Here is a 25,241-nt window from a genome sequence, read left to right as displayed (position 1 = left end):
GTAAATCAGTAGCCGCGGGCGCGATCGACGACGTTCAGCAACGTCTCTCCGCGCAGCAGACGCCGCGCATTCTCCGCCACCTGCTGCGCGATCACCTGCCAGGAGGCGATCGCCGCCATGTGCGGCGTCACCAGCACGCCCGGCTCGCGCCACAGCGCATGGTCCGCGGGCAATGGCTCATGCTCGAAGACGTCGAGCACGGCGCCGCGCAGATGGCCGCTGCGGAGCAGCGCGACCAGATCCTCCGTCACCAGGTGCTCGCCGCGGCTGCACAGGATCAGCGCGGCACCCTTGGGCAGCCGGCCCAGACGCTCGGCGTTGAGCAGGCCCACGGTCGAGGCCGTCAGCGGCAGCAGCGAGACCAGGATCTCCGCCTCACCCAGGAAGTCGTCGAGCGCATCGGCGCCGCTGTAGGTCCGCACACCGGCGAGCGCCTTGGGCGAGCGCGACCACGCGCTCACCGCGAAGCCCAGCTCGACCAGACGGATCGCCGCCGCGGAGCCGAGTTCGCCGAGCCCGAGAATGCCGACCCGACGGTCCTTCGCGGCACGCTGCTCGTACCGACGCCACACGCCGTTGCGCGCATTGCTGACCACGCGATCGAAGTCGCGGTGGAAATACAGCGTCCCCCACAGCACGAACTCGGTCATGGCCGCGGAGATATCGGGATCGACGATCCGGCACAGCGGCACATCCGGCACGGTCGGATCGGACAGGATGTTGTCGACGCCCGCCGCGATCGAATGGATCAGCTTCAGCTTCGGCATCGTCGCGAGCGCGCCGGGCTCCGGCTTCCAGCACACCGCAAGCTCGGCGTCGCGTGCCGCCGACTCCGGCCATGACGCGACGGTCACGCCCGGCAGCTCGCGCGCGAGCAGCGCCTGCATCGGATCCATCAGTCCGGGACGGCTGAGAAGCGCGATGCTGATCATGCCGGCCGCAGTCCGCACCATTGCGCGACGAACATCGCGATCGACAGCGTCGTCTTGCGCACGCTGTCGAGATCGACACGCTCGTCGAACGCGTGCGGACCGATGCCATACGGCCCGTAGCACAGCGCCGGGATGCCATAGTCGACCTGATAGTAGCGGGTGTCGTTGACCGCCGTAGAGAGCCGCACGTCGAGCGGCTTCTCGAATACCCGTGCATGTACCTCGGCCAGCGCCGCCTCGGCGGCGCTGCCGGGCTCGCACACCGCAGGATCGGCCTGGAAGCCGCTCCACACCAGCTCGACCGGATTCTCCGACAGGAAGCTGTCTGCGGCCTGCGCCTTCGCGAGACACTGCTCGATGCCGGCCATGGCCTGCGCCGGCATCTCGCCCGGCAGCACGCCGAGCCGGCAATCGAGGTCGCACCAGGCCGGCGTCGAGCTCGCCCAGTCGCCGCCCTTGATGATGCCGACGTTGAACTTGATCGGATCCTTGACCGCAGCGAACCAGGCGTTCGACTTGGCACGCGCGTTGATCTCTTTCGTGTGCTCCTGGAAGGCGCGGATCAGATGCATCGCCGAGAGGATCGCATTGGAGCCGGTCTCGGCATAGGCGACGTGCACCGGCGTGCCGCGCACGCGCAGCCGGAACCAGATCGCGCCGACCTGCGCGCGGGTCAGCGTGTGGCCGGTCGGCTCCGGGATCAGGCAGGCGTCGGCCATATAGCCGCGCATCAGAGTCGAGAGCGCGCCGTTGCCCGTGCTCTCCTCCTCGGTCACGGTCTCCAGATGGATGCGCCCGTCCGGCACGAAGCCGGCGGCCTTGATGGCATCAAGCGCGAAGATCATCGCGGAGACACCGGCCTTCATGTCCTGCGCGCCGCGGCCGATCATCCAGCCGTCGCGCACGATCCCCTCATAGGGCGGATCGTTCCAGAGATCGGTCGGGCCCTCGGGCACGACGTCGATGTGGCCCTGCAGGATCAGGCTGCGTCCCTTGCCCGCGCCGTCCAGCGTCGCCACCACCTGCTCGGAGCCGTCGAGTGCGATACTGTCCATCGGCGCCGCCTTGGGATGGCGCATCAGGTCGACGTCTTCAAGGCTGAAGCGGTCGACCTGATAGCCGCGGGTCTCGAACTCGCCGGCCAGCCAGTCCTGCACCGGCGCCTCTTCGCCGCGCAGGCTGCGGAACTGGACGAGTTGCTGCAGGAAGGCGACCTGCTTGGCGAAGTTGGCATCAACAGCGGCGGCGAGCCGCTCCATCACGTCATTCGGCACAGCCGCCGCAGCTTCAGTCACGTCTCAAACCTCCAGCCTTCCCATTCACCTCGGCCGCGCGTCAGGCGGCCAGGCACTTCTCCAGGATCGCGAGCCCTTCGTCCACGATCTCGTCGGACGCGGTCAGCGGCACCAGAATGCGGATGGTGCTCGCGGTGACGCCGCAGGACAACAGGATCAGTCCGTTCTCGTGCGCGACGCGGGTCACGCGCTTGGTCATCTCGGAATCCGGCTCGTCGCTGCCGCGCTGCTTCAGGATATCGAATGCAACCATCGCGCCAGGACCGCGCGGCTCGGAAACCGGAACCAGGTTGTTGGCGCGCGAGAAGCGCTCGATCGCCGCGCGCAATCGGTCGCCGATCGCATTGGCGCGGTCGAGCAGCTTCTCCTGCTCGAACACGTCGAGCACGGCGAGCGCCGCCGCGCAGGCCAGCGGATTGCCGCCATAGGTGCCGCCGAGGCCGCCCGGCTCCGCGGCGTCCATGATCGCGGCACGTCCGATCACGCCGGACAGCGGCATGCCGCCGGCGAGACTCTTGGCGACGCAGATCACGTCCGGCTGCACGTCGTAGTGCTCCATCGCGAACATCTTGCCGGTGCGGCCGAAGCCGGTCTGCACCTCGTCGGCGATCAGCACGATGCCGTTGCTGTCGCAGATCCGGCGCAAGCCCCGCATCAGCTCCGGCGGCGCCTGGTGGAAGCCGCCCTCGCCCTGCACCGGCTCGATGATGATGGCCGCGACCTGCGAGGCGTCGATGTCAGCCTTGAAGATGAAGTTGATGTAGGACAGCGTATCCTCGACCGACACGCTGCTGCCGGCGATCGGGAACGGCGCGTGCCAGACGCCGGGCAGCGGCGGCCCGAAATGCTTCTTGTACGGCATCACCTTGCCGGTCATCGCATTGGCGAGCGCGGTGCGGCCGTGGAACGCGCCGGTGAAGGCGATGATGCCGCTGCGCCCCGTGGCGGCGCGCGCGATCTTGATGGCGTTCTCGGTCGCCTCCGCGCCGGTCGTCAGCAGGATCGACTTGGCCGGCCCCGAAATCGGCGCCAGCGCGTTGAGCCGCTCGCTCAGCCGCACATACGGCTCGTATTGCAGCACCTGGAAGCAGGTGTGGGTGAAGCGGTCGAGCTGCGCCCGGATCGCGGCAACGACATGCGGATGGCAGTGGCCGGTGTTGAGCACCGCGATGCCGCCGGCAAAGTCGACATAGCGCTTGCCCTCGACGTCCCACACCTCGCTGTTGAGGGCGCGGTCAGCAAACAGCGGTGTCGCATAGCTCACGCCCCTGACGACGGCCTCATGTCGTCGCGCCAGCAGGTCTTCGTTCGCAGCCGAAATTGCAGCCATGGCTCAACTCCTCGTGGGAAAAATCGAGCAGAAGGCTACGCCGAGAGCCGTCGCGATCAATCAGCTTGTTCCCGATGACAGGTGCCTGCAATGCACCAGACCCAGCGGGATGAGCGCGCGGCTACGCGGCGAGCACCTGCTTCAGCCACGCCCGCAGCGCCACGATCGCGGGCTCGTCCCAGCGCTCCCGGAGCGCGACGAGCTGATAGGCTCCCATGTGGAGTGCCGAGGGGATCACCTCGACCAGCGCACCGCCGCGCAGATCATCGGCGACCAGCACCTCGTTGGCGAGCGCGACGCCCTGGCCGAAGCGGGCGGCTTCGATGGCGAGATGCGCGTGCCACAGCCGCTGCCCGCGCAACGTGACCGGCTCCCGATACCCCGCCAGCTCGAACCATTGCTCCCATTGCGCGGTGGACTCCTCGTGGATCAGCGAGGCCCTGGCGAGGCCGGCGAGCGTCGCGATCGCCGGGAATCGCGCCAGATAGGCCGGGCTTGCGACCGGGAATACACGTGGGCGCACCAGCTCCTCGGCGACCACGCCGCCGCCCCGGTCGATCGCCTCGGCATAGACAATCTCCGCATCCGCTTCGCCGCGCTGCAGGTCGGGGTGCGCCAGCGTCGGCTGCAAATTGATGTCCCAGTTGCGCGGCGGGCCGCTCAGCTCGGGCAGCCGCGCCAGCAGGCGGCGATTGGCGAGGCCTGGAATGCACCAGATGTTCAGGGTCGGACGCGCTGCCGGCCGCACCGAAATTGTCGCGCGGGCGATGATGTCGAAGGCCTGGCTGACCTCGGCATGAAACTGGCGCCCGGCCTCGGTCAGCGCGAGGCCCCGCCCCTCGGCACGCACCAGCGCCACGCCCAGGCTGCGTTGCAGATTCTGCAGATGACGCGAGACCACGGTGTGGCTGACGGCGAGTTCGTCGCCTGCGGCGCGCACGCTGCCCTTGCGGCCGACGGCCTCGAAGGCACGCAGCGCGATCAGGGAGGGCAATCGAGGTCTCGTCATGCTCGCACGGTTCTCAGCCTGCGCGATCCCCCTCCCCGCCCTCAAGCGGTAACCGCCACGATTGTCGGAGCGCCGGCTGCCTTGGTGGCGTCCGTTGACCGCACGAGGCGTTCCGGGCGGAGCGCCGCATCGCGGTCACGAGGGCGCTTGCGCGCGTCATGCCGCTCTTACCGTCAGCATCGGCGCAACGCCAGCCCAGAGAAAGCCACACTCGCGGGAGCGACCTCCCGCGGACGTCTTAACGTGGCAGGCCGCGTCGCAAACGATCCTTAAGCCTGCGGCCATGGCAGTCCGCCATTTGCCAAAAAGTTTCCACAATTCGACTTTGAATCGGCAGTGCTTCGAGCAGGAGAACCCCCAAGATGCGGATCAGCCAAATGATCTCCGTCGGTTCGTTGGCAGCCCTCGTCGCGACGGCCGCCCCCGCACTGGCGAAAAGCTCCCAGACGCCCAAACCGGATGATCAGGCCACATCGTCCCTGCCGTGCCGCGCCTACCAGCAGGCTCCCGACGGGACATGGATGGAGCGGCCCTGTCAGGGCCAGGGCGCGAGCGCGCCGGCGCGTCAGCGCGCGGTCACCAACGGGGCCGGCAGCGCGGAACAACGTTAGCGGACTTGGTTCGCGGACTTGGTTCGCGGACGTGTGGTCAGCGGACTTGGCACGAGAGCCGGAGCGCTTGCGCTCCGGCCTGCGCTGGTGCCGCGCTCAGTAGGGCGGCGCCCTGCGCGCCCGCTGCTCCCTGCCCGCCTCGACCCACCACAACAGATCGTCGGCAAAGCGCGGAAACGCGCGCTCCAGCGCCTGGCCGGAATCGCCGGTCGGCTTGCCGTCGGCAGATAGCGCCTGACCGATCGGGCCGACGGCAAGCGTGCTCGACACCACCACCATCCCCATCTCCGACAACGTGCCGTGCCACGCGGTGGCGGCGCGTGCCCCGGAGAGCCGGCCGGCGGAATAGCTCGCGATCGCCGCCGGACGCCAGAACCATTCCTCGAGAAAGTGGTCGGTGAGGTTCTTCAGTCCCGGCTGCACGCCCCAATTATATTCGCCGGTGACGAACACGAAGCCGTCGGCGGCACGGATCTTGGCCGCAAGCTCGGCCATGGCCGCTGGCGCCTGGCCGGACGGATATTCCTTGTACATGCGGTCGAGCATCGGGAGGCCGACCGCCCTGGCGTCGATCAGCTCGACGTCCTGGTCCTTGGCGCGCAACCCGTCCACGACGAATTGCGCGAGCCGGATGCCCATCCGGTCGGAGCGATAGGAGCCGTAGAGGACGAGGATGCGGAAGCTCATGGCGCGTCAACTCCTGGCCGGACGATCCGCGCCAGACTACCACGCCGCATTGCCATCGAGGTCACTATGGTCACGCCGCGGATCGATCGACCGGCGGCGCGTGGTTGGCGGAAACGAGGCGTGGCACGCTCAGCGCGTCACCGTGGCCGAAGCGGAGCGCTCGGATGGCCGGCCGAACACGCTGCGGCAGCCGTCGCTGAGGCTGGCGCGCTGCTTCATCATGCAGGCAATGATGCGCTGGCGATCGGGAATCTCCGACGAGCACAGCCGGAACACGTCGCCCGTGCACAGCCGCCGCTGGTCGTCCTCCGTGAAGGCATGGCCCGCGCGCGGGCTGGCGACCATCGCCAGCGCAAGCCCTGCCATTGCCACATTCCAATTCCGCATCCTGAACAGATGAGTTCGCATCGCCGTCCCCAATTCGCCCGCTGTTTGTCCGGTTCACCCGCTGCTTTCGCTGATGTCGCGAAGCAGTTGCCGCCGCAGAATCAAATGATGACACGTCGCGGCGCACCTTCAACAAGCGCTCTCGTTCCTGCACCACAATTTTGCGGCCTGTTGCATCTTCGACTCCTTTTGCGCTGCCGGACCCCGTGAGACGCCGCCAAATTGTCATTAGGCGAACGCAATCCGGCCCAGCCGCGCTCACACTCTCACGGCGTAGTGGCGGCGTGCTGATGGTGCTTCGGACCATCACGTGTCCCGAGTTTAGGTGTGGGAGTCAGGTTCATGGCGTACACGATGGTGGCTGAGCGGGAGCAGCAGACAATCCGCAAGCAGCGCGAAAGCGCCCTCATCGTTCTCGCCAACGCACAGGTGATGGAGGCGGAAGGCTGGCAGGTCGTCATCACCGACGAGGACGGCAACAGCCTGCCGCTCGCCGAGTTCGAAGCTGGCATCTCGCAAAAATTCTCGTCCTGGTACAAGGCCAAGCAGCGGCCGGTGGTGCCCACCACCATCCCAGCCCCCAACCTGTTCTCGACGCCGGCCAATGACGACGCCGAGCCGGAGGCCGTCGTGGCCGCCGAACTCGCCGCCGAGCAGGTCGAGACGGCCGAGGTCCAGGAGGCTCCTGTCCAGGAGATCGCCGAGGACGATTTCGAAACGGCCGAGACCGCCAACGCTCCGACAGCCGAGAAGGCCGAGCGCGAGGAGATCGCGCTCGACGCCGCCGAGATGGCCGACTGATACTGCCGCCGCGCCGCAGCATCAGCGAGAGTCACTCGCCGCCTTCGTAGAACAGCTCCAACGGCAGCCCGACCTGGGCCTCGCCGACCCATTGACGCGCAATGATGTTGGACGGCCCCGCGCGTGCACCGCGGTATACGCATGCGATCGGCCAGCGGTGTCGACCGTAGCCGCAGCGACCGCCGCATCAAAGATCAAGCCGGCCGCAGACCTTGCGCCACGATCTTGCGTCCTTGGATGGCGCGGCCTCCTTGCGCGATTGGCCTGCGCCGGGCGACTAACAAATACGTTCGCATCGCGGCACTTGGTCGAACAACGATCATCGCAACGAAGAAACCGGCTGCCCGCCGGGCAAATCAAGCCGCATTTCCATCTGACGACGTCGCTCCAGAGACTGAATGGACGAGAAGAGCGATGCGCGCAGAAGCGATTTTCAGCAGGCCCATCAAGCTGATTTGGCCTGTCCAGTCCCATCGTCAGAAATATTCCGCTTTTCCTAAATCGGATTCAGTGCTTTTGTCGTGCCATCTCTCGCTCGCAAGAGGGGCGTATCGCGGTCGTCACGGACGTGGAGCGGGAGGAGCGGTGGACGCGATGGCAGCGCAGCGCATCTTTGCGCCGACGAACGCTGATGTCGCGTACGGTCAAGTCGCGTGGTCCTGGCATCCCGACGCTGATGCCCCCGCGGTGGCGCGCCCAAGGCGCGTTGTCGTGCACGGTGACCAGAAAGCCCGGCGCACCGGGGAGCGCGCGAAGCAGCCGTTAAGATCATCGCGCGGGGAATGCCGGTTGCCCGGCTGAACCTGTGGTGACTGCCGCCTGCTTTTTTTCTGCAGGCGGGCCATGGGTTGCGGCCAGCATCCCGGCATTCCCCGCGCCCTCTGCTGTGCGGAGGGCAAGACGAATGGAATCACTCGGGCGCAGGATGCGTCGCGAGATCGCGAGATCATGCGCGCACAAGCCGAGGTCCTGAAAGAGGTAAGGTCATGTGGGGAGCGGTGCTTCCACGCTCACGCCGTCATGCCGCCGCGCAGCGCGAGCCACGATGCGCAATTGCGGATCTGAGCATCCATGCTCACATGGCTTTTGTCTTGCGCCCTGCAGCGACCGCAGTGCCACACATGATCGCCTGTGGCTGGAGATGCCAGGCTCGTGCTAGCGCGCGCTCCGGCATGACGAGAGGACGGGGTGCGTCCCATTCCCCCGCTGTCATGCGCCGCGCAGGCGGGGCATCCTGTACGCTGCGGCTTCTCGATCGATCACTGCTCCCCCGGATTACTGGCGATGACACGAAGCGGAAAGCGAGAGGATAGCCAAGCCGAACGAGACCCCGCATCGCACGCGCCCCCCCCCCCGCAATCCCCCTCACAAGAGCTTCGCGCTCACGAACAGCGTGCGCACGGCGTTGGTGGCCTGCACCGTCATGATCGCGTTGTCGGCCGCGGCCTGCAGCGCAGCCATGGCCTGGTCGTGCAGCGACTTGAACTCCATCCACTCGACGGCATTGAGGCTGGTGAGGAACTGATGGGCCTGCCCGACCGTCGAAATCACGACTGGCTTGCCGTTCACCTTGATGTTGAAGGTGGTACGCAGACGCGTTTCCGAGTTTGCGGGATCAATCATGGGGACCTTCCGGAAGAAGCGACGGGCGTCACCGCCGAGGTCGCGCCGAGGCCCAGCAACAAAACGTCACTCGGTCTTTTGCGCGGTCCGCGTCGGGGTGCCAGCCTCGAGCCCGACGACGACAACGAGTCGGTTGAACTCGCCGTCATCATACGCCTTCAGGAAGCGATCGTAATTCTTGATCGAGACGCAGCCATTCGAATCGCCCTCCGGACCCAGCATATAGCTGTGGGTCAGGAGGCCCGTCCGGCCCAGGGTCGATCCTTCCACCACGTTCATGCGCAGGGCGCGCACGCCGTGAAACGGTTTTTCGCGCGGCTTCAGGTCATAGATGGCAGGCGGGGTCGCGCCAACCATTCGCTGATCGACGTGCTCGGGGTCGTCGCGCAGGCTGCCCATGCCGGAATGGGCCTCAAGCCCGATGCCGGACGGCAGATACACCATCTTGGCCTTGATGTCGTACACGGCGGTCTTGTCATAGCCGAGCGCGCCGAGATCGATCCCGGAGCGCACGATGCCGCTATCCGGACCGAGCGAGGCGAACTTGGTCGGGCTCGGCAACAGGTCGGACAGCTTCTGCAGGATCGAGCGATCGTCGACACGTCCGACGGCTTCAGGCGCACTGGCCGAAACCAGGCTGGTCGGCAGGTTGGCGACGGACGGGCGCGGTCTCGGCAGCGGCACGCCCGGTGCAGGCATCGTGACGGTGTTGCCCTCCGTCAGCATCGGCCGCCAATCGCTGTTGCTGGGGTCGCGCGCGCCCGAATCGCGCGCTTCCATGCCCTTCACCAGCGCGGCCCGGGCATCGAGCAGTTGGCGGTCGATCGCGCCGCGAAGGGCGAAACGGTCGAGCGCGCGAACCGCGTCTTTTTCCGAATAGGCCGTGGCCGAGGCAGAGGCCGGCGCGAAACGTGTCTCGAAGGTGATGGACGGCGCGCCGGCGGCCGGCAGCGCCGCGGTCGCAAGCGACGTCTCCTCGCTGTTGGCGCCGACCCATGCAGCCGCGCCCGCCGCGATCGCAAGTGCTGCAAGCACGAATGCGATCGCTTCGGAGCGCCCGAAGCGGCCTTGCGACAACAGAACGTCTACGCTTGCTTCACTGGAAGCCATCACGTCCCCGATATACCCCCTTTTTCGGACCACCCGGGAAAGGTGCCCGACCCCAAGGGGTACGATTCGACCCGTCATGACATAGGATGGCAAGAGTGCGGCATAATCTAGACAAACGCCAGCCCGGAGTGACCCGGCATGGAGGGAGGGCCAAGTCCCGCCGGCTGAGCCGCGAACGCGCATGAAAGCCGATTACATCGAAAAATCAGCTGGTTGGAGGATTAGATGAACGCCGAATGTGATGATCTCGGCCGATTTGCCGACGCACAGAATTCGATTTATTCGCGCGTGACCGCCGAACTTGCGGCCGGCGCCAAGCAAAGCCACTGGATGTGGTTCGTGTTTCCGCAGGTCGAAGGGCTCGGCCACTCCGCCATGGCCCAGCGCTACGCGATCCGCTCCCGCGCCGAGGCCGAGGCCTATCTGACGCATCCCCTGCTCGGCCCGCGACTGCTCGAATGCACCCGTCTGGTGCTCGGCGTCCAGGGCAAGTCGCTGCGCGACATCCTGGGTGTGCCGGACGACGCTAAATTCCGCTCATGCATGACGCTGTTCGATTCGATCAGCCCGAACGGGATCTTCGCTCGGGCGCTCGATCGCTATTGCGACGGTGCACGGGACCCGGCGACGCTCGCGTTTCTGCAGCACCGCACCACATGAGCACACGGTTACCGCAGACGCGCACCTCGGCCTCATACGGCCGACACGACAATGAACCAGCTCTTCCGTGCGGCCGGATTTCGGGTGACAAGCCCGAACAGGAAACTTGATCGCGCCAAGATTTGCGGCTCCCATCCGCCGCGTTGTTTGTCCCAAGGAGACACACTCATGAAGAAGTTTTTCCTGATTGCCGCGCTCGCGACCTTCGCCGCCGGATCTGCCTTCGCCCAAGATAGCTGTGAGACCAAGGCCGTGGGCAAGGACGGCAAAGTGCTGGCCGGCGCCGCCAAGACCTCGTTCATGAAGAAGTGCATGGCCGAGACCTGCGAAACCAAGGCGGTCGGCTCCGACGGCAAGAAGCTCTCCGGCGCGGCCAAGACCAGCTTCATGAAGAAGTGCGAGGCCGGCGGCTGACGCGCTGGCGGCTGACGACACTGGCGCCCCGCCATGATGCTTGGCGGGGCAAAACCATGCCGACGGGTTCCATCAGCGCGAAGCGTATCGGCAAGCTACGACGCAGCCGGCGAGCGCCTCGATGTCGAACGGCTTGGTCAGCAGTGCGCAGCACGCCGCCATAGAGCTCGACCCAGCCCTCGGCCGGCACCATCTCGCGGACCTTCTGCCCGATCACGTTCGGGATGCCCGCATGCAGGGCGTAGGCCGGATTGGCTTCAACGTGGACGTAATCGCTCAGCGGGCCCTGCGGACGGTCGAAGAACTCGATGGGCGAGATGGTGGAGAGCTGAAGAGGACCGGCACACTGTTGAACCGAGGGGAACCCGCAGGACACCACTGCATGCCGCCCGCCCTGGCGGGCCCATGCGAGATCATCATGCTCACCGCATCCGCCCTGCTCTGGACCCGTGTCGCCGCCGGCATCTTCGGCTTTCTCGCCCTCAATTCCGGCTACGGACTCTGGCTTCAGCGCAAGAAGACCAGCGGCGGCCGCGACTGGCCGGTCGTCGAGGGGGAGATCGTGGCCTCGGCGGTGTCTGTCGCGGCGACGCATCGGTCGGCAGATGACACCGATGCCAAGCCTGACATCCGCTACCGCTACGAGGTGTTGGGCAAGAGCTACGAAGGTCGCCGCATCCGTTTCGGCAGCCCGAGCCGCGTCACGCGCCTGCAAGCCGACGAGCTCGCCGGCAAATATCCGCAAGGCGCGAAGGTCCGCGTCTTTTACGATCCGAAACGCCCCTCGCAATCGGTGCTCGAGCCCACCAATGCCAGCGGCACGGCGGCGCTTGTGGTGCTGTTCGTCGTGCTGTCGGCCGTGACCGCCGTGTTGGTGGCGCATTCGCTCGCCGGCAAGGTGCTCACGACCGAGGCTGGCGTGCCGTTGTTCGCCTTCCTGATGCCGTTCGCCGTGTTCGGCTTCGGAGCCGTCGCACTCGCCTCCTATTGGAAGCTGCGGCAGGAGCGCCTGGCGAGCCGCTCCTGGCCGACTGCGCCGGGGCGCATCACGCGCTCCGGCGTGACGATGGAGATCACACGACGTGAGGACGAACGCGGACGAGAAACGGAAGAGGAGCGTTTCCGGGTCACGATCGAATACAGCTACACGGTGGATGGTCGCTCTTTCCACAGCACGCATTGGAACTGGGGCTGGACCGCGCTGCATTCCGACAGGTCGAGCGCTGAAGCCGTCGCCGCCAAATTCCCGGTCAACACCGACGTCACCGTCTACTACGATCCGCTACAACCCGAGACGGCCGTGCTCGATCCCACAAACAAGAGCGGCGTCGCGGCGCCGCTCTGGGTCGGCATCTTCCTGATCGCGATCGGCGCGCTGTTCCTGTACGTCTTCACTCACGTCCAGATGAGCTAGCCGGGGATGATGCGAACAAAGCGCAAGCAGAGCACGAGCGACGAGTATGGCCGCGTCGTCAGCTGCGCAGGCCCGGCGCTTCGTGGCCGCTGCGGGCGACATACTCGGTATAGCCGCCGCCATACTGATGGAGGCCGTCAGGGGTCAGCTCAAGCACGCGGTTGGAGAGCGCGGCGAGGAAATGGCGGTCGTGCGAGACGAACAGCATGGTGCCCTCGAAGCTCGACAGGGCCGCGATCAGCATCTCCTTGGTCGCCATGTCCAGATGGTTGGTCGGCTCGTCCAGCACCAGGAAGTTCGGCGGATCGTAGAGCATCTTCGCCATCACCAGCCGCGCCTTCTCGCCCCCCGACAGCACCCGACATCTCTTTTCGACGTCGTCGCCGGAGAAGCCGAAGCATCCCGCCAGGGCCCTCAACGAGCCTTGACCGGCTTGCGGAAACGAATGCTCGAGCGACTCGAACACGGTCTCGTCGCCGTCCAGCAGGTCCATCGCGTGCTGCGCGAAGTAGCCCATCTTGACGCTGCCGCCGATCGTCACCGAACCGTCATCGGGCTCCGCGCTACCGGCGACGAGCTTCAACAGGGTCGACTTGCCAGCGCCATTGACACCCATCACGCACCAGCGCTCGCGGCGCCGGATCATGAAGTCCAGCCCGTCGTAGATGCGGCGGCTGCCATAGCTCTTGGACACGTTCTTCAGCGCCACCACATCCTCGCCCGAGCGCGGCGCGGGCAGAAAGTCGAACGCCACGGTCTGGCGCCGCTTCGGCGGCTCGACCCGCTCGATCTTGTCGAGCTTCTTGACCCGGCTCTGCACCTGCGCCGCGTGCGAGGCCCGCGCCTTGAAGCGCTCGATGAACTTGATCTCCTTGGCGAGCATCGCCTGCTGGCGCTCATATTGCGCCTGCTGCTGCTTCTCGTTCAGCGCCCGCTGCTGCTCGTAGAAATCGTAGTCCCCGGAATAGGTCGTGAGCTGGCCGGCGTCGATCTCGATCACCTTGTTGATGATGCGGTTGATGAACTCGCGGTCGTGCGAGGTCATCAGCAGCGCGCCCTCATAGCCCTTGAGGAAATGCTCCAGCCAGATCAGGCTCTCGAGATCGAGATGGTTGGACGGCTCGTCGAGCAGCATGACGTCGGGGCGCATCAAGAGGATGCGCGCCAGCGCGACGCGCATCTTCCAGCCGCCGGACAACAGGCCGACGTCCTTGTCCATCATCTCCTCGGAAAAGCCGAGGCCAGCCAGCGCCTCGCGGGCGCGGCTGTCGAGCGCGTAACCGTCGAGCTCCTCGAACCGCGCCAGCACCTCGCCATAGCGCGCGATGATGTCGTCCATCTCGTCGGCACGGTCCGGATCGGCCATGCCGGCCTCGAGCTCCTTGAGCTCGGCCGCCACCGACGACACCGGCCCGGCGCCGTCCATGACCTCCGCCACCGCGCTGCGGCCGGACATCTCGCCGACATCCTGGTTGAAATAGCCGATCGAGACGCCGCGATCGATCGAGACCTGCCCCTCGTCGGGCTGCTCGCGGCCTGAGATCATCCGGAACAGCGTCGTCTTGCCGGCCCCGTTCGGACCGACCAAGCCGATCTTCTCGCCGCGCTGAAGGGCGGCGGAGGCTTCGATGAAGAGAATCTGGTGGCCGACTTGCTTGGAGACGTTATCGAGGCGGATCATGAGGGCTCAGGCGGTGGACAGGTTGCCGCCGCTCTTAGTCGATGCGCGCCGCCGGTGGAAGGCGCAATTTGGGCGCCCTCCCCGCACCGTCCGCCCCGCTCCGGTCAGCGGCCTTGAGGCCGAAAATCCTGGTTGCCGAACGGCTTGTCGGTCGGAATGCGGATCGCGACGTAGCCCCGATCCATCGACGCGTGGCATGCGTTGCATCCCGACGTCAATTCGGTCACGGCGGAAGCGAAGCGCTTGCCATCCTTGGCGGCTATGGCGTCCGAGATCGACTGGATCGGCTGGCCGAGCGTGGTGACGTTGTCCACCGGCAGGCCCGAATAGAAGACCGCAGCGTCAGTCAGGCTCTGCCTCAACTGGGCGAGCTCATAGGACGCGAGATCCCAATTCTTGGACTGTCCCGCGAACCAGAGCTTCGCGTGTCTGACCTGAATCAGATTCATGATGTCGCCGAGCCGCGGCAGATATTGTTCTGCATTGGACTGCGACTGCGCTGCAGCCAGGGAGATGGCCGAACAGGCGATCAGAACGCCCGAAACCCACTTGCGATAGCTCATTCCATGCCCCGCTTCCAAACAAACCGCTACAGAAAAACATACCGCTGCGATCGAAACCGGACTTGCGATTGATCAAGGCCAAGGCCGCCTCCGATCGTTCGAGCCCGCCAAACGAATGATCCGCCGAAGCGGCTGCCTCGGCGGATCATCATATCAGCCCCCGGCCCCGGGGTGTTGTGTTCGGCGTCTTAGGCTGCGGCTTTCGCGCCGGTCGGAACCATCGCGATCGTCTTCAGGACCTGAGACGCGATCTGGTAGGGGTCGCCCTGGGAGTTCGGACGGCGGTCTTCCAGATAGCCCTTGTAGGCGTTGTTCACGAAGGAATGCGGCACGCGAATCGAGGCGCCGCGGTCGGCCACACCCCAGCTGAAGGTGTCGATCGAGGCGGTCTCGTGCTTGCCGGTCAGGCGCATGTGGTTGTCCGGACCGTACACCGCGATGTGGTCGGCACGAGCTTCCTTGAAGGCGTCCATCAGCTTCTCGAAATACTCCTTGCCGCCGACTTCGCGCATGTACTTGGTCGAGAAGTTGCAGTGCATGCCCGAACCGTTCCAGTCGGTGTCGCCGAGCGGCTTGCAGTGGAACTCGATGTCGATGCCGTACTTTTCGGTCAGGCGCAGCATCAGGTAGCGGGCCATCCACATCTGGTCGGCAGCCGTGCGCGAGCCCTTGCCGAACACCTGGAATTCCCACTGGCCCTTCGCCACCTCGGCGTTGATGCCTTCGTGGTTGATGCCGGCCGCGAGGCAGAGGTCGAGATGCTCTTCGACGATCTTGCGGGCGACGTCGCCGACGTTCTTGAAGCCGACGCCGGTGTAGTACGGGCCCTGCGGGGCCGGATAGCCGTATTCCGGGAAGCCGAGCGGACGGCCGTCCTTATAGAAGAAGTACTCCTGCTCAAAGCCGAACCACGCGTCTGGATCGTCCAGGATGGTGGCGCGGGCGTTCGACGGATGCGGGGTCTTGCCGTCCGGCATCATCACTTCGCACATCACCAGCACACCGTTGGTGCGGGCGGCGTCGGGATACACGGCAACCGGCTTCAACACGCAGTCGGAGCTATGGCCTTCGGCCTGCATCGTCGACGAGCCGTCGAAGCCCCAAAGAGGCAGCTGTTCCAGGGTCGGAAAAGAGGAAAATTCCTTGATCTGTGTCTTGCCGCGCAAATTCGGCACCGGCTTGTAGCCGTCGAGCCAGATGTACTCGAGCTTGTATTTCGTCATTGAGCCTCTCTGTCTTATCGAAAGGTGGGAGCCCAGCAATCGAAGGCTCCCCGCTTACCCGGCCACGATCGGCCAGCGCACTCTTAAGCATGGAACGTGCCAAATCCCGCGACGTCCCGTCGCATGGACGGAGACCAATCGGGGCGGAGCCGGCGGCGGATTTTGCACGTCAGGGGTGCGGCAAAGCAGCGCGACCGGGATTGCACGGAGCGCATGGCGGAGAAAAGGGCCTGTCGAAAAACCGCTTGATTCCTTAGCATTTGCGGCGATGCGCAAGAGAGGCCGAACAAGCCGTCAGCACCTCCCGGACATTTTCGAAAAGACTTGAGCTCCACTTCGCAACCTTTGGTCCAGCCCAAGTGTTGGTCAGCGGCGCGTTGCTGCGGAAGGAGCACAAGAAAAAATGCCTGCAAAACGCGCAACATTTGATTTCGTTTTGATCATGTTGCATTCCCTCCGGGCAGCGCTGATATCGAGACTGGTCACCACAAGAGAACGAGTCGGGCACAACCTGATGTGTGGCCCGCGGGAAGGAGACTGAGGAATGGACACAAATGTGGACGAGGGATCCGCCAGGATCTACCAATTTCCGCGCGGAGGGCGAGCGGGTCTTGCGCCCCGCCAATCCGGATCATCGCCTGCGCCGCTGATCGCGCCGTCGATCCAGCCGACGATCTACAACGGCAGCTGGTATCATGACGAGGCGATCCAGGAAGCCAAGCCGGCGTGGGATCGCTGATGTCAGACCGTACCGTGACGCCATCACGCCTTTGCTGAAGGGTCGGACCGACAAGGTTCCGGCCCTTTTTCTTGCGCTGCCGTCTGCATGTCTCTCGCCCCTGCTGACGGTCGCCGGCGGACTCGACCTGCCGGGTCAAACAAGCCGCCGTCGTGACCCGTTTCATGGTCTTCCCTGTCCTGTCGAAGGGCTGTGCCTGCGGCGTCACGTCCGTCGATTAAACGGCGTTTCACATCGAAGCCCGCGTCCCCTAGAACAAGATGATGTCCGCCTATCCACTCCGCCATCTCGGCCTTCACGGCGCCAGCAACTTCAGAGACCTCGGCGGATATCGCAGCAGGGATGGCCGGCACGTGCGATGGCGGCGGCTGTTTCGGTCGAACCATCTCGGACAGCTGACCGAGCCCGACGTCGCGGTCCTGCGGGAGCTCGGCATTCGCGCAGCGTTCGATTTACGCGGTCGCAACGAGCGCGCGGCCGGCGTCTGCACGATCGCCGAGATCACCGTGCACTCCGTGCCGATCGAGCCGAGCGTCGTGCCGGCGCTGCGGGCCCTGGCGACACGAGGACAGCTCACGACCGACCATGCCTTGGAGCTGATGCGCGAGTCCTACCGCAACTACATCCGCAGCTACACGCCGCGCTTCCGCGCGCTATTCCAGCATGTTCTCAATGAGGACGCCCCGTTGGTGATCCATTGCACGGCCGGCAAGGATCGCACCGGTGTGGCCTGTGCGCTGGTCTTGCACGCGCTCGAGGTTCCGGATGACGTCATCTTGGAAGATTACCTGCTCACGAACCAGCTCTATCGTCGCGAGACCGCGGCTCACCCGGATCTTCCCGCTGATGTCGTCCAGACGATCGGGACAGTCCAGGCCTCGTTCCTGGCAGCTGCGTTCGACGCCATGCGTGATGATTTCGGCGACGTCGACACCTACCTGCGCGACGGTCTCGGCATCGACGACGCAGCACGGAAGACGTTACAGGAGCGCTATCTCACGCCGTGAGCCGGTGTGGCCCGAATACGCTTGAGCCCGATCAGGCCGCTTCGATATCGGCTGTCTCGGCGGCTTCCATCGCGTCGAGATCGGCAATCACCTCCTCGAATGCGGAAATCGCCTGCTGAACCGCCGCGATCTGCATCAATTCCCAACCGGTCACCGGACCTGCCCGGTTCTGCAAGGCGACCACCAGATCCCGCCGCTGCTCCTTCAGTTGCACCAGCGGCAAACCATGGTCCGGCAGATGTCTCATCATGTCAAAGCTCCAACGCCCCTCAAGCGGCATAGCGACAGGCTAGCGGGCTGCGCTGGCAATCCACTTACGAAAGTCCGGCAAATTTTATCGATCAGGCCAGCGCGACCGGCGCCGTCAGGATGGCGCTGGCCAAAACGTCGCTGATCTTCGCGGTGGCGGCTTCGCTCACATGCAAGCGGTCACCGTGCCCGTCGTCGAGCGCCGACAACGGAATCTGGCCGGTCTCATACCAGCTCTTCATCAAATTCCAGCGCCCGAAGAGGTTGACGTTGGCCGCAGACGTGACCTTCTCGATCCGTCGCTGAATGTCCTCGGCACGCGCCAGCCTGTTCGGCACCGTCACGATCGCAGCCGTGTATTGCAGGTCGATCACGATGACGTCGATGGCCAGCGCCGCCAGCCATCGCACGCCGACGCGCAGCGCCGCCTCGACGTCATCGGGACTGTAGACCTCGGGTCTGTAGGCGGCGTTGGTGCCGACCTGCCAGATGACGAGCGAGGGCTGCTCCGCAATCACGTCGCATTCGAAGCGCGAGAGCTGGTCCGGGGATTCCTGTCCGCCCACACCCCGATTGAGGACGTCGATCATGCAGCCGAAATTGGCCTTGCGCAGCGACTGCTCGATCCGGGCCGGAAAAGCGATGATTCCGTTGGTGCCCGCGGTGGAAGATGAGCCCAGCGCCACGATCCGGGTCTTGCGCTGCGCATCCAGACTCTGTCTGAAACGTCTGATCGGACGGGGAAAACTGGTGGGGACGTCAGGAAATTCGAGAGAGCCTGTCGCGGTCATGGTCACCTCTGACGAACCACGCCTTCTGATTGCAATTCCATGCCCCGGCCGCCCGGCCATTGCAACTCATCGGCAGGATCATAGTATAGCAAGCGGCGCTGTGGGGCGCGTCAACGGAGACCAGGGACGGAATGAACGGAGCAGTGATTGTCATAACGGGTGCGCAAGGGGCGCTCGGGCGCAGCGTGGCCGATCTCGCGCTCGCACGGGGCGCACATGTGGCCGGGATCGACCATGCCCAGGCCGAAATCCCGGCGAGTGACGACCGCATCGAGCTCGGAGGCGTCGATCTCTCCGACCCCGAGCAGGCAAAGGTCGCGATCGACTCCGTCGCCGCCCACTTCGGCACTCTGGATGCGCTGATCAACATCGCCGGCGCGTTCGCGTTCGAGACGACCGCCGATGGCGACGATTCCGTCTGGGAGACGATGCATGCGCGAAACCTGATGACCGCGCTGCACGCATCGCGCGCGGCTATACCGCATCTCGTCCGCTCCAGCACGGGCCGCATCGTCAACATCGGGGCCATGGGCGCGCTCCAGGCCAGTGCCGGCATGGGCCCCTATGCGGCCTCCAAGTCGGGAGTGCATCGCCTGACGGAAGCGCTCGCGGCCGAATGGAAGGGCAAGATCACCGTCAACGCCGTCCTGCCGTCGACGATCGATACGCCGGCCAACCGCGCCAGCATGCCCAAGGCCGATTTCGACAAATGGGTGACGCCGCAGGAACTCGCAGAGGTCATTCTATTTCTAGCCAGCGACGCCGCGAGCGGTGTGACCGGCGCACTGATACCGGTTATCGGCCGGGTGTAGCGAAGCCAGCCGGTTACCCCGACTTGGCGCTGACATCACGGGACTCGGCGGGCTAGACTCGCGCGCGCTCTGAGTCGCACACATCGGACGGCCCCTTGGAAACCGCGCTCTACCTTCCCGTCAAACGCTTCCTCGAAAACCTCGGCTTCTCGGTCAAAGGGGAAGTCGGCGGCTGTGACGTGGTGGCGCTCAAGGGCGACGACCCGCCGGTGGTGGTCGTCTGCGAGCTGAAGCAGGTCTTCAACTTGGAACTGCTGCTGCAGGCGGTCGACCGGGCCGGTGCCTGCGACGAGGTCTGGATCGCGGCGAGGCTGTCGGCACGCGGCAAGGGCCGCGAGAGCGACGCACGCTATCGCAATCTGTGCCGCCGGCTCGGCTTCGGCATGCTGACCGTGACCTCAGCCGGAGACATCGAAGTGCTGGTGCAGCCGCCCACCACCGCGCCGCGCAAGAATCCCAAGAAGCGTTCGCGTCTTGTGATCGAGCATCAGCGGCGCAAGGGCGACCCCGTCGCGGGCGGCTCGACCCGCGCACCCATCATGACGGCCTATCGGCAGCAGGCGCTGGCCTGCGCTTCGGCGCTGTCGGACGGGCCGAGACGCGTCCGCGACCTCCGCGCGGACATTCCGGATGCGCCGAAGATCTTGCAGCGTAACGTCTATGGCTGGTTCGACCGCGCCGAGCGCGGCGTCTATGTCCTCACGAAAGCCGGGCTCGCGGCCTTGCACCGCTGGCCCCAGGATATCCACATGACGCAGGCAGCGTTGCCCGATCGCGACATGGTGAACGCATAGCTGGGCTGCCTCGCGGAATATATATTGCAATGCAACAATCCTGCTTCTAGGTATCCGGGACGATTCACGAGGCCCCCATGAGCGAAGATTGGAACACCAAGTACGGTCCGCGTCGCGTCAGGCGTGATCCCCCGACTCTGGAGGAGGCGATCTTCGCTGCGTCAGGGATCACCGACGACGTCCAGGCCCAGGCCGAGATCGCGTCGGCGCTGATGGGTCTGCCGCTCGAGCAGGTGTTGCCCGAGGTCAAGAAGGCAGTCCGCGTTGCCGCGCGCACCAACACGCGCGTCATCACGGCCGACCAGGGCACGCAGCAGCGCGCCGTCGTGGTCGAGCGCCGCACCGTGCGCCGCTTCAATTTCGACAAGCGCACCGGCACCTGAACGCCCTCCGGGGCGCATCGGCCAATGCAATCAAACGAAAAGGCGCGGCAGCGGTGATCGCTGTCGCGCCTTTGTCGTCGCAGCAACGGCTCGGCTCAGGCGGCGCGCTTGTCGCCGTACATCCGGGTCACGAGCTTCCAGCAGGCGCGATTGAGGGTGAAGAACGCCCGCGCTGCCGCGATGGGTGCTTCGATCACGAGCTTCGCCAGCTCATCCTGGGGCTGCTCGGTCAGATCGATCGTGCCGGTCGATTCGCCGTGACGGAACGCCAGATGCGCACCGAACTTGGCTGCCAGCGCCCGCATCGCATGGTTCTGCGATCCGGTCGTCACGCGAAGCTTGCGATAGCCCTTCCACCGCGCCTCCGAGATCACGCGCTGGAATAGCAGGCTGCCGACCCCACGGCGACGCACGCAAGCCTCCACGCTGAACGCAATCTCCGGAAGCCCGTCCTCGGACTGCTCCGGCGGATGCAACTCGGCGGCGCCGCGCACCAGGCCGTTTTCCATGTAAGCGACGACGATCGTGCCGTCGGCCGCACAGCGGGCCGCGTAGCGTTCGATGAAACTGTCATCGAGGAAGCCGTTGAATCGATCGTGCCGGCTTTCCGCATCGAGCCGCAGCAAATGATCGCGCAGCAACGGCAGTTCCTCGTGCTGGCTGAGCGTCCGCACATAGCCGAAGCCCGGCCGGGGACGAAAAGTATCTACCTGTGACACTGCCTGAGACTCCTCTCGAGAGCCCTCGCACAGACGTCTTTCCCTAGACAGGAGCTATATTGTGCATCGCAACATTCATTTCAAGCCCCATGCTCTACGGAGAGAACATGCGGCCATGCAAGGATGGCGTGAGTTAACGATTCGTTTGTGTACGAATCATCACAGCACGAGCTGAGTCTGGGTCACGATCGCGACCAGACGCCCGTCCTCGGTTTCCACCCGGGTCTGCCATACCTGGGTGCGGCGGCCGCGATGCACGGGCGTGGCGGTTGCTGTCACCACAGTCCCCTCCTTGGCGCCGCCGATGAAGTTGGTCTTGCTCTCGATCGTCGTGGTGCCCTTGGCATCCTGCGGCAGGTTGATCACGGTCGCGGCCGCGCCGACCGAATCCGCAAGCGCCATGACGGCGCCGCCATGGATGGTGTGATGCAGGGTGCAGAGATCCGGCCGCACCTGCATCTGCGCCACGACGCGATCGGCGCTGGCCTCGGTGAAGGTGACGCCTTTCAAGTCCGCGAACGGCATCTTCAGCGAATTGATCTTGTCGAGTGGCGTCATGCCTTCCCTCCCCCGTTTGATCGGACGACCCGTCTTCGCGGGTCAGCGCCGCATCTGGATGCGCCGGGCTTCGAACCCGAAGCAATGACCTGAAAGGTCATTGCTTCAGTCCGATCGTGCCGCCGCTCAGCTCAGGCCTTCTCGACCCCGCACCACTCCGCGATGAACAACGCCATGGTCTTGGTGACCTGGCGCAGCGAGTCGAGCTCGACATATTCGTTGAAGCCGTGCATCGCGGCGCCGGTCGCGCCGAAGCAGAGGCTGGGGATGTTGTAGTTGAGCCCGTAGAAGCGGGTATCCGTCAGCGCCGTGAAGACGAGATCCTGGACCTCGCCGCCGTAGACGGCGGTGAATGCCTTGCCGAACGCCGCCTCCGGCTCGGCCGAATTGGTCAACTCGTAGCCTTCGGACAGGAAGCCCGACCACTCGACGACCGGCGGATTGTTGGAGAGAAAGCGATGATCGCGCGAAGCCGCGGCGACGCAGGCGAGGATCTCGTTCTGGCAGTCCTGGACCGACCAGCCCGGCAGGATGGCGATGCGGCAATCGACGTCGCACCAGGCCGGCACGCTCGAGGCCCAGTCGCCGCCTTTGATGATGCCCGGATTGAAGTTGATCGGATGATTGAGCGTCTTGAAATGACGGTCGCTCTCGGCGCGCTTGTTCCAGTCCGCCTCGAGCTTCTCCAACGCATGGATCAGATGATAGCTCGCCTGGATCGCATTGGCGCCGACGCCGGCCTCGAACACATGCGCCGGGAAGCCGCGCACCTTCAGGCGGAACCAGATCACGCCCACCTGAGAACGCACCATCTTGCCGCTGGTCGGCTCCGGGATGAAGCAGGCATCCGCGCGGTAGCCGCGCTGCAGGGTCGACAGCGCGCCGACGCCGGTGCTCTCCTCCTCGATGACGGATTGGATGTGAATGCGCGCCGTCGGCTTGAAGCCGGCAGCCTTGATGGCATCGAGCGCATAGAGCGCGCCGATGGTGCCGGACTTCATGTCGCAGGCGCCGCGGCCATACATCCGGCCGTCGCGGATCACCGGCGAGAACGGCGGCGTCTCCCACATGTCGAGCGGACCGGCCGGCACCACGTCGCAATGCCCCTGCAGGATCAGCGACCGCCCGGCCGACGTCGCCGGCCGGTAGGTTCCGACCACGCTGCGCGCCTTCGAGAAGTCGTGCTCGATCGGGCCGTAGCCGCGCATCTCCTTGAGATCGTCCAGATCGATGTGCCAGTCGTCGACCTCGTAGCCGCGCGCGCGCAGGAGATCGCTGAACATGTCCTGGCACGGCCCTTCGGCGCCGCGGGTCGAGGGGATGGCGACGAAGTCGCTCGTGGTCGCAAGCTGCCGGTCGAAGTCGGCATCGACGGCGTCGACGATGCGCTGCGTAATGTCCTGGGTGATCATGCCTGTCGAGGTTCCAATTGCCGATGACCTGCAGCAAATCACAATCTCATGCAGAGTTGCACCGGATTCGCCGCTGCTTTCAGAATCGCAGGGCCGCCCGTACATTCGCGCATACGAAAATGACCGCAACATACTTTGGAATTTGGCATGTCGGATCACCGCAATATCCTTTATTTCCTCCTCGGCATTCTCAGCGCGGCGATCATCGTGCTCGGCTACAATTTCTATCAGGCCAAGAAGCAGCCGGAGGGTGTCCAGATCAATATCGGGCCAAACGGCCTGAAGATCGAAGGAAAGTGATGCGTTCTCAAATCTCCTCGTTCGCGAATGTCGCAGCGCGCCCTCTCGGCGTCCTCGGTCTCCTGCTCTTGGTTGCCGCACCCGCAAAGGCGCAATATGTCGGGCGCGAGCAGGACGTCACCGATCTCCGGCTTGGCCAGCGCGTGCTGGTCGATGACGGCACCTGCCCCGCCGGCCAGGTGAAGGAGGTCTCCGGCTCCAAGATGGCCGAAACCGGTATTGTCCGCACCACGAAATGCGTGCCGCGCTTCGGGCCGAAGAAGAAGTAGCTGATCTCGTTTGATGCGGCTCTCGCCGCCGACCTCCGGCGCGTGACCTTCCGCACAGTCCCGTAGCCGCGCATCGACGATGCTCCTGCCCGTGGACAAGCGGGGACGCAGCATGTCGATGTCAGCGGTGCAGGATCACGGCTTCTTCGAACCGGCCGACCGGCCGCAGCCGGTCAAGGCCGATTTCAGCCGCTACGCCCTGCTCGGCTATCTCTCGGTGGCGCTGGTGTTCGGCGGCTTCGGCGTATGGGCCGCCTACGCCCCCCTCGATCGCGCGGCGATCGCACCGGGCACCGTGTCCGTCTCCGGCGATCACAAGGTGGTTCAGCACCGTGAGGGCGGAATCATCCGGGACATCCTGGCCAAGGAGACTCACGCCGTGCATCGCGGCGACCTGCTGTTCCGGTTGCAGCCGACCGAGGCCCAGGCCAACACGGATCTCCTGCGCAAGCAAATGGATGCCGCACTCGCCGAGGAAGCGCGCCTGCTCGCCGAGCGCGGAAATGCGCGGATGATCACGTTTCCCGACGCGCTGCTCAACCGCCAGAACGTGCCGGAGGCGGCGCTTGCCATCGCCGACCAGCAGCGGCTGTTCGTCGAGCGCCGCAACGGCCTGATCAGCCAGATCAACATCCTCAACTCGCAGATCGCCCAGCAGCAGCAGGAGCTCGCCGGCCGCGACCGCCAGCGCGCCGCGCTCTCCGCGCAGCTCGCGAGCTTCGAGACGCAGATGAACAATGTGCGCCCGGCGGTCGCCGCAGGCTACTATCCGCGCAACAAGTTCCTCGAGCTGGAACGCGAGCGCGCCCGCGTCGAAGGCGATCTCGGCCAGGCGCAGGCCGACGTGGCGCGGCTGACGCAGACGGCGGCGCAAACGCGCCTGCAGATCGATCAGACGCTGCAGAAATATCTGACCGAAGTCGGCCAGCAGCTCGACGGCACCCGGGCCAAGCTGTCGGACCTGCGCGAGAAGCTCGTCATCGCCGAGGACGTGCTGCGCCGGGTCGACATCCGCGCCGAGCGCGACGGCATCGTCATGAACATGAAAGTCCACACCGTGGGCGCCGTCGTGAAGCCCGGCGATACGCTCGCCGAGATCGTCCCGGTCGGCGAAGGCGTCGACGTGATGGCGCACGTCTCGCCGCGCGACATCGAGAGCGTCGCCATCGGCCAGAGGGCCGAGGTGCGCTTCTCCAATTTCTCCTCGCGCACGACGCCGACGATCTTCGGCAAGGTCTCGAGCGTCTCGGCGGATGCGATGTCGGACGAGGCGAACAAGCAGAGCTACTACTCGGCGCGGGTCGTGATCGACTATTCGACCATCCCGCCCGAGATCGCCGAGAAGATTCTGCCGGGCATGCAGGCCGACGTCATCATCTCCACGGGAGAGCGCACCGTGCTCGAATATCTGGTCGGGCCGCTGCTCAACACGCTCGCCAAGACGTTCCGTGAGAAATGAGCCGAGAGC

At 65.3% G+C, this 25,241-nt stretch carries 29 protein-coding genes; 13 read left to right on the top strand and 16 right to left on the bottom strand.

Annotation, left to right across the window (positions count from 1 at the left end):
- Nucleotides 1-5: 5 nt before the first annotated feature.
- The 4 genes from QW881_RS16845 to QW881_RS16830 form a co-directional block, all read right to left on the bottom strand.
- Complete coding sequence (locus tag QW881_RS16845; protein ID WP_315755815.1) at nt 6-932, bottom strand: glyoxylate/hydroxypyruvate reductase A; 927 nt, start codon at nt 930-932, stop codon at nt 6-8.
- Complete coding sequence (locus tag QW881_RS16840; RefSeq protein ID WP_315755681.1) at nt 929-2,227, bottom strand: ArgE/DapE family deacylase; 1,299 nt, start codon at nt 2,225-2,227, stop codon at nt 929-931. The genes QW881_RS16845 and QW881_RS16840 overlap by 4 nt, the downstream gene beginning before the upstream one ends.
- A gap of 40 nt (nt 2,228-2,267) precedes the next feature.
- Nucleotides 2,268-3,557: a 4-aminobutyrate--2-oxoglutarate transaminase gene (gene gabT, locus QW881_RS16835; RefSeq protein ID WP_315755682.1), complete on the bottom strand. Its 1,290-nt coding sequence runs from the start codon at nt 3,555-3,557 to the stop codon at nt 2,268-2,270.
- Between the two features lie 121 nt (nt 3,558-3,678).
- Nucleotides 3,679-4,566 (bottom strand): LysR substrate-binding domain-containing protein, encoded by an 888-nt coding sequence (locus tag QW881_RS16830; RefSeq protein ID WP_315755683.1) that lies wholly within the window; start codon nt 4,564-4,566, stop codon nt 3,679-3,681.
- Between the two features lie 362 nt (nt 4,567-4,928).
- Between QW881_RS16830 and QW881_RS16825 the strand changes: the two genes are divergently transcribed.
- Complete coding sequence (locus QW881_RS16825) at nt 4,929-5,177, top strand: hypothetical protein (protein WP_315741135.1); 249 nt, start codon at nt 4,929-4,931, stop codon at nt 5,175-5,177.
- Nucleotides 5,178-5,273: 96 nt separating this feature from the next.
- Here the strand turns inward: QW881_RS16825 and QW881_RS16820 are convergent, their stop codons facing one another.
- Together QW881_RS16820 and QW881_RS16815 are read right to left on the bottom strand one after the other, a co-directional pair.
- Nucleotides 5,274-5,864 carry an NAD(P)H-dependent oxidoreductase gene (locus QW881_RS16820; RefSeq protein WP_315755684.1) on the bottom strand — a complete coding sequence of 197 codons (591 nt, stop codon included), beginning with the start codon at nt 5,862-5,864 and terminating at the stop codon, nt 5,274-5,276.
- A 129-nt stretch (nt 5,865-5,993) separates the two neighbouring features.
- Nucleotides 5,994-6,230: a hypothetical protein gene (locus QW881_RS16815; protein ID WP_315755685.1), complete on the bottom strand. Its 237-nt coding sequence runs from the start codon at nt 6,228-6,230 to the stop codon at nt 5,994-5,996.
- Between the two features lie 363 nt (nt 6,231-6,593).
- Between QW881_RS16815 and QW881_RS16810 the strand changes: the two genes are divergently transcribed.
- The gene (locus QW881_RS16810; protein ID WP_315755686.1) at nt 6,594-7,052 is read left to right on the top strand and encodes a hypothetical protein; all 459 of its coding nucleotides are present in this window, start codon (nt 6,594-6,596) and stop codon (nt 7,050-7,052) included.
- Nucleotides 7,053-8,417: 1,365 nt separating this feature from the next.
- Here the strand turns inward: QW881_RS16810 and QW881_RS16805 are convergent.
- On the bottom strand, nt 8,418-8,675 hold the full coding sequence (locus tag QW881_RS16805; RefSeq protein ID WP_315712312.1) for a hypothetical protein: 258 nt from the start codon (nt 8,673-8,675) through the stop codon (nt 8,418-8,420).
- A 66-nt stretch (nt 8,676-8,741) separates the two neighbouring features.
- Nucleotides 8,742-9,785, bottom strand: a complete 1,044-nt coding sequence (locus tag QW881_RS16800) for a DUF2778 domain-containing protein (RefSeq protein ID WP_315755816.1) — start codon at nt 9,783-9,785, stop codon at nt 8,742-8,744.
- A gap of 225 nt (nt 9,786-10,010) precedes the next feature.
- Between QW881_RS16800 and QW881_RS16795 the strand changes: the two genes are divergently transcribed.
- The 3 genes from QW881_RS16795 to QW881_RS16785 all read left to right on the top strand — a co-directional run bounded on the left by QW881_RS16795 (nt 10,011) and on the right by QW881_RS16785 (nt 12,273).
- Nucleotides 10,011-10,445: a DUF1810 domain-containing protein gene (locus QW881_RS16795; protein ID WP_315755687.1), complete on the top strand. Its 435-nt coding sequence runs from the start codon at nt 10,011-10,013 to the stop codon at nt 10,443-10,445.
- Nucleotides 10,446-10,613: 168 nt separating this feature from the next.
- Nucleotides 10,614-10,859 carry a hypothetical protein gene (locus tag QW881_RS16790; protein WP_315741131.1) on the top strand — a complete coding sequence of 82 codons (246 nt, stop codon included), beginning with the start codon at nt 10,614-10,616 and terminating at the stop codon, nt 10,857-10,859.
- A gap of 232 nt (nt 10,860-11,091) precedes the next feature.
- Nucleotides 11,092-12,273 (top strand): DUF3592 domain-containing protein, encoded by a 1,182-nt coding sequence (locus tag QW881_RS16785; protein WP_316172684.1) that lies wholly within the window; start codon nt 11,092-11,094, stop codon nt 12,271-12,273.
- A gap of 58 nt (nt 12,274-12,331) precedes the next feature.
- On the opposite strand, the gene QW881_RS16780 is transcribed toward QW881_RS16785, so the two are convergent.
- The 3 genes from QW881_RS16780 to QW881_RS16770 all read right to left on the bottom strand — a co-directional run bounded on the left by QW881_RS16780 (nt 12,332) and on the right by QW881_RS16770 (nt 15,740).
- A complete protein-coding gene (locus QW881_RS16780; protein WP_315755689.1) occupies nt 12,332-13,954 on the bottom strand; it encodes an ABC-F family ATP-binding cassette domain-containing protein in 1,623 nt (540 codons plus the stop codon).
- A 104-nt stretch (nt 13,955-14,058) separates the two neighbouring features.
- The gene (locus QW881_RS16775) at nt 14,059-14,517 is read right to left on the bottom strand and encodes a hypothetical protein (RefSeq protein ID WP_315755690.1); all 459 of its coding nucleotides are present in this window, start codon (nt 14,515-14,517) and stop codon (nt 14,059-14,061) included.
- Between the two features lie 188 nt (nt 14,518-14,705).
- Nucleotides 14,706-15,740 (bottom strand): glutamine synthetase beta-grasp domain-containing protein, encoded by a 1,035-nt coding sequence (locus tag QW881_RS16770; RefSeq protein ID WP_315712320.1) that lies wholly within the window; start codon nt 15,738-15,740, stop codon nt 14,706-14,708.
- A 544-nt stretch (nt 15,741-16,284) separates the two neighbouring features.
- Here QW881_RS16770 and QW881_RS16765 point away from each other — a divergent pair.
- Nucleotides 16,285-16,479: a DUF2735 domain-containing protein gene (locus QW881_RS16765; protein ID WP_315755691.1), complete on the top strand. Its 195-nt coding sequence runs from the start codon at nt 16,285-16,287 to the stop codon at nt 16,477-16,479.
- 263 nt (nt 16,480-16,742) lie between these two features.
- Nucleotides 16,743-17,486, top strand: coding sequence for a tyrosine-protein phosphatase (locus QW881_RS16760; RefSeq protein ID WP_315755692.1), 744 nt, complete (start codon nt 16,743-16,745; stop codon nt 17,484-17,486).
- Between the two features lie 31 nt (nt 17,487-17,517).
- On the opposite strand, the gene QW881_RS16755 is transcribed toward QW881_RS16760, so the two are convergent.
- Complete coding sequence (locus QW881_RS16755) at nt 17,518-17,736, bottom strand: hypothetical protein (RefSeq protein ID WP_012044361.1); 219 nt, start codon at nt 17,734-17,736, stop codon at nt 17,518-17,520.
- A 91-nt stretch (nt 17,737-17,827) separates the two neighbouring features.
- Nucleotides 17,828-18,586 carry an SGNH/GDSL hydrolase family protein gene (locus QW881_RS16750; protein WP_315755693.1) on the bottom strand — a complete coding sequence of 253 codons (759 nt, stop codon included), beginning with the start codon at nt 18,584-18,586 and terminating at the stop codon, nt 17,828-17,830.
- A 71-nt stretch (nt 18,587-18,657) separates the two neighbouring features.
- On the opposite strand from QW881_RS16750, the gene QW881_RS16745 reads away from it, so the two are divergent.
- The 3 genes from QW881_RS16745 to QW881_RS16735 all read left to right on the top strand — a co-directional run bounded on the left by QW881_RS16745 (nt 18,658) and on the right by QW881_RS16735 (nt 20,515).
- Nucleotides 18,658-19,338, top strand: a complete 681-nt coding sequence (locus QW881_RS16745) for an SDR family oxidoreductase (protein WP_315755694.1) — start codon at nt 18,658-18,660, stop codon at nt 19,336-19,338.
- Nucleotides 19,339-19,433: 95 nt separating this feature from the next.
- On the top strand, nt 19,434-20,132 hold the full coding sequence (locus QW881_RS16740; protein ID WP_315755695.1) for a DUF2161 domain-containing phosphodiesterase: 699 nt from the start codon (nt 19,434-19,436) through the stop codon (nt 20,130-20,132).
- Nucleotides 20,133-20,209: 77 nt separating this feature from the next.
- Nucleotides 20,210-20,515, top strand: coding sequence for a hypothetical protein (locus QW881_RS16735; RefSeq protein WP_172109527.1), 306 nt, complete (start codon nt 20,210-20,212; stop codon nt 20,513-20,515).
- 95 nt (nt 20,516-20,610) lie between these two features.
- Here the strand turns inward: QW881_RS16735 and QW881_RS16730 are convergent, their stop codons facing one another.
- From QW881_RS16730 to QW881_RS16720, 3 genes are all read right to left on the bottom strand, one after another.
- Nucleotides 20,611-21,267, bottom strand: a complete 657-nt coding sequence (locus QW881_RS16730; RefSeq protein ID WP_409998061.1) for an N-acetyltransferase family protein — start codon at nt 21,265-21,267, stop codon at nt 20,611-20,613.
- A 126-nt stretch (nt 21,268-21,393) separates the two neighbouring features.
- A complete protein-coding gene (locus tag QW881_RS16725) occupies nt 21,394-21,792 on the bottom strand; it encodes a PaaI family thioesterase (RefSeq protein WP_315755696.1) in 399 nt (132 codons plus the stop codon).
- Between the two features lie 131 nt (nt 21,793-21,923).
- Nucleotides 21,924-23,204 carry an ArgE/DapE family deacylase gene (locus QW881_RS16720; RefSeq protein ID WP_315755697.1) on the bottom strand — a complete coding sequence of 427 codons (1,281 nt, stop codon included), beginning with the start codon at nt 23,202-23,204 and terminating at the stop codon, nt 21,924-21,926.
- 147 nt (nt 23,205-23,351) lie between these two features.
- On the opposite strand from QW881_RS16720, the gene QW881_RS16715 reads away from it, so the two are divergent.
- The 3 genes from QW881_RS16715 to QW881_RS16705 all read left to right on the top strand — a co-directional run bounded on the left by QW881_RS16715 (nt 23,352) and on the right by QW881_RS16705 (nt 25,232).
- A complete protein-coding gene (locus QW881_RS16715) occupies nt 23,352-23,504 on the top strand; it encodes a hypothetical protein (protein WP_315712328.1) in 153 nt (50 codons plus the stop codon).
- On the top strand, nt 23,504-23,773 hold the full coding sequence (locus QW881_RS16710; RefSeq protein WP_315755699.1) for a DUF6719 family protein: 270 nt from the start codon (nt 23,504-23,506) through the stop codon (nt 23,771-23,773). The genes QW881_RS16715 and QW881_RS16710 overlap by 1 nt, the downstream gene beginning before the upstream one ends.
- A gap of 112 nt (nt 23,774-23,885) precedes the next feature.
- Nucleotides 23,886-25,232 (top strand): HlyD family type I secretion periplasmic adaptor subunit, encoded by a 1,347-nt coding sequence (locus QW881_RS16705; protein ID WP_315741120.1) that lies wholly within the window; start codon nt 23,886-23,888, stop codon nt 25,230-25,232.
- Nucleotides 25,233-25,241: the final 9 nt, after the last annotated feature.

The organism is Bradyrhizobium sp. SZCCHNS3016 (genome assembly GCF_032484535.1).
GTDB lineage: Bacteria > Pseudomonadota > Alphaproteobacteria > Rhizobiales > Xanthobacteraceae > Bradyrhizobium.
Note: the sequence above shows the minus strand (reverse complement) of the source record. Positions and strands in the feature narration are given on the sequence as shown.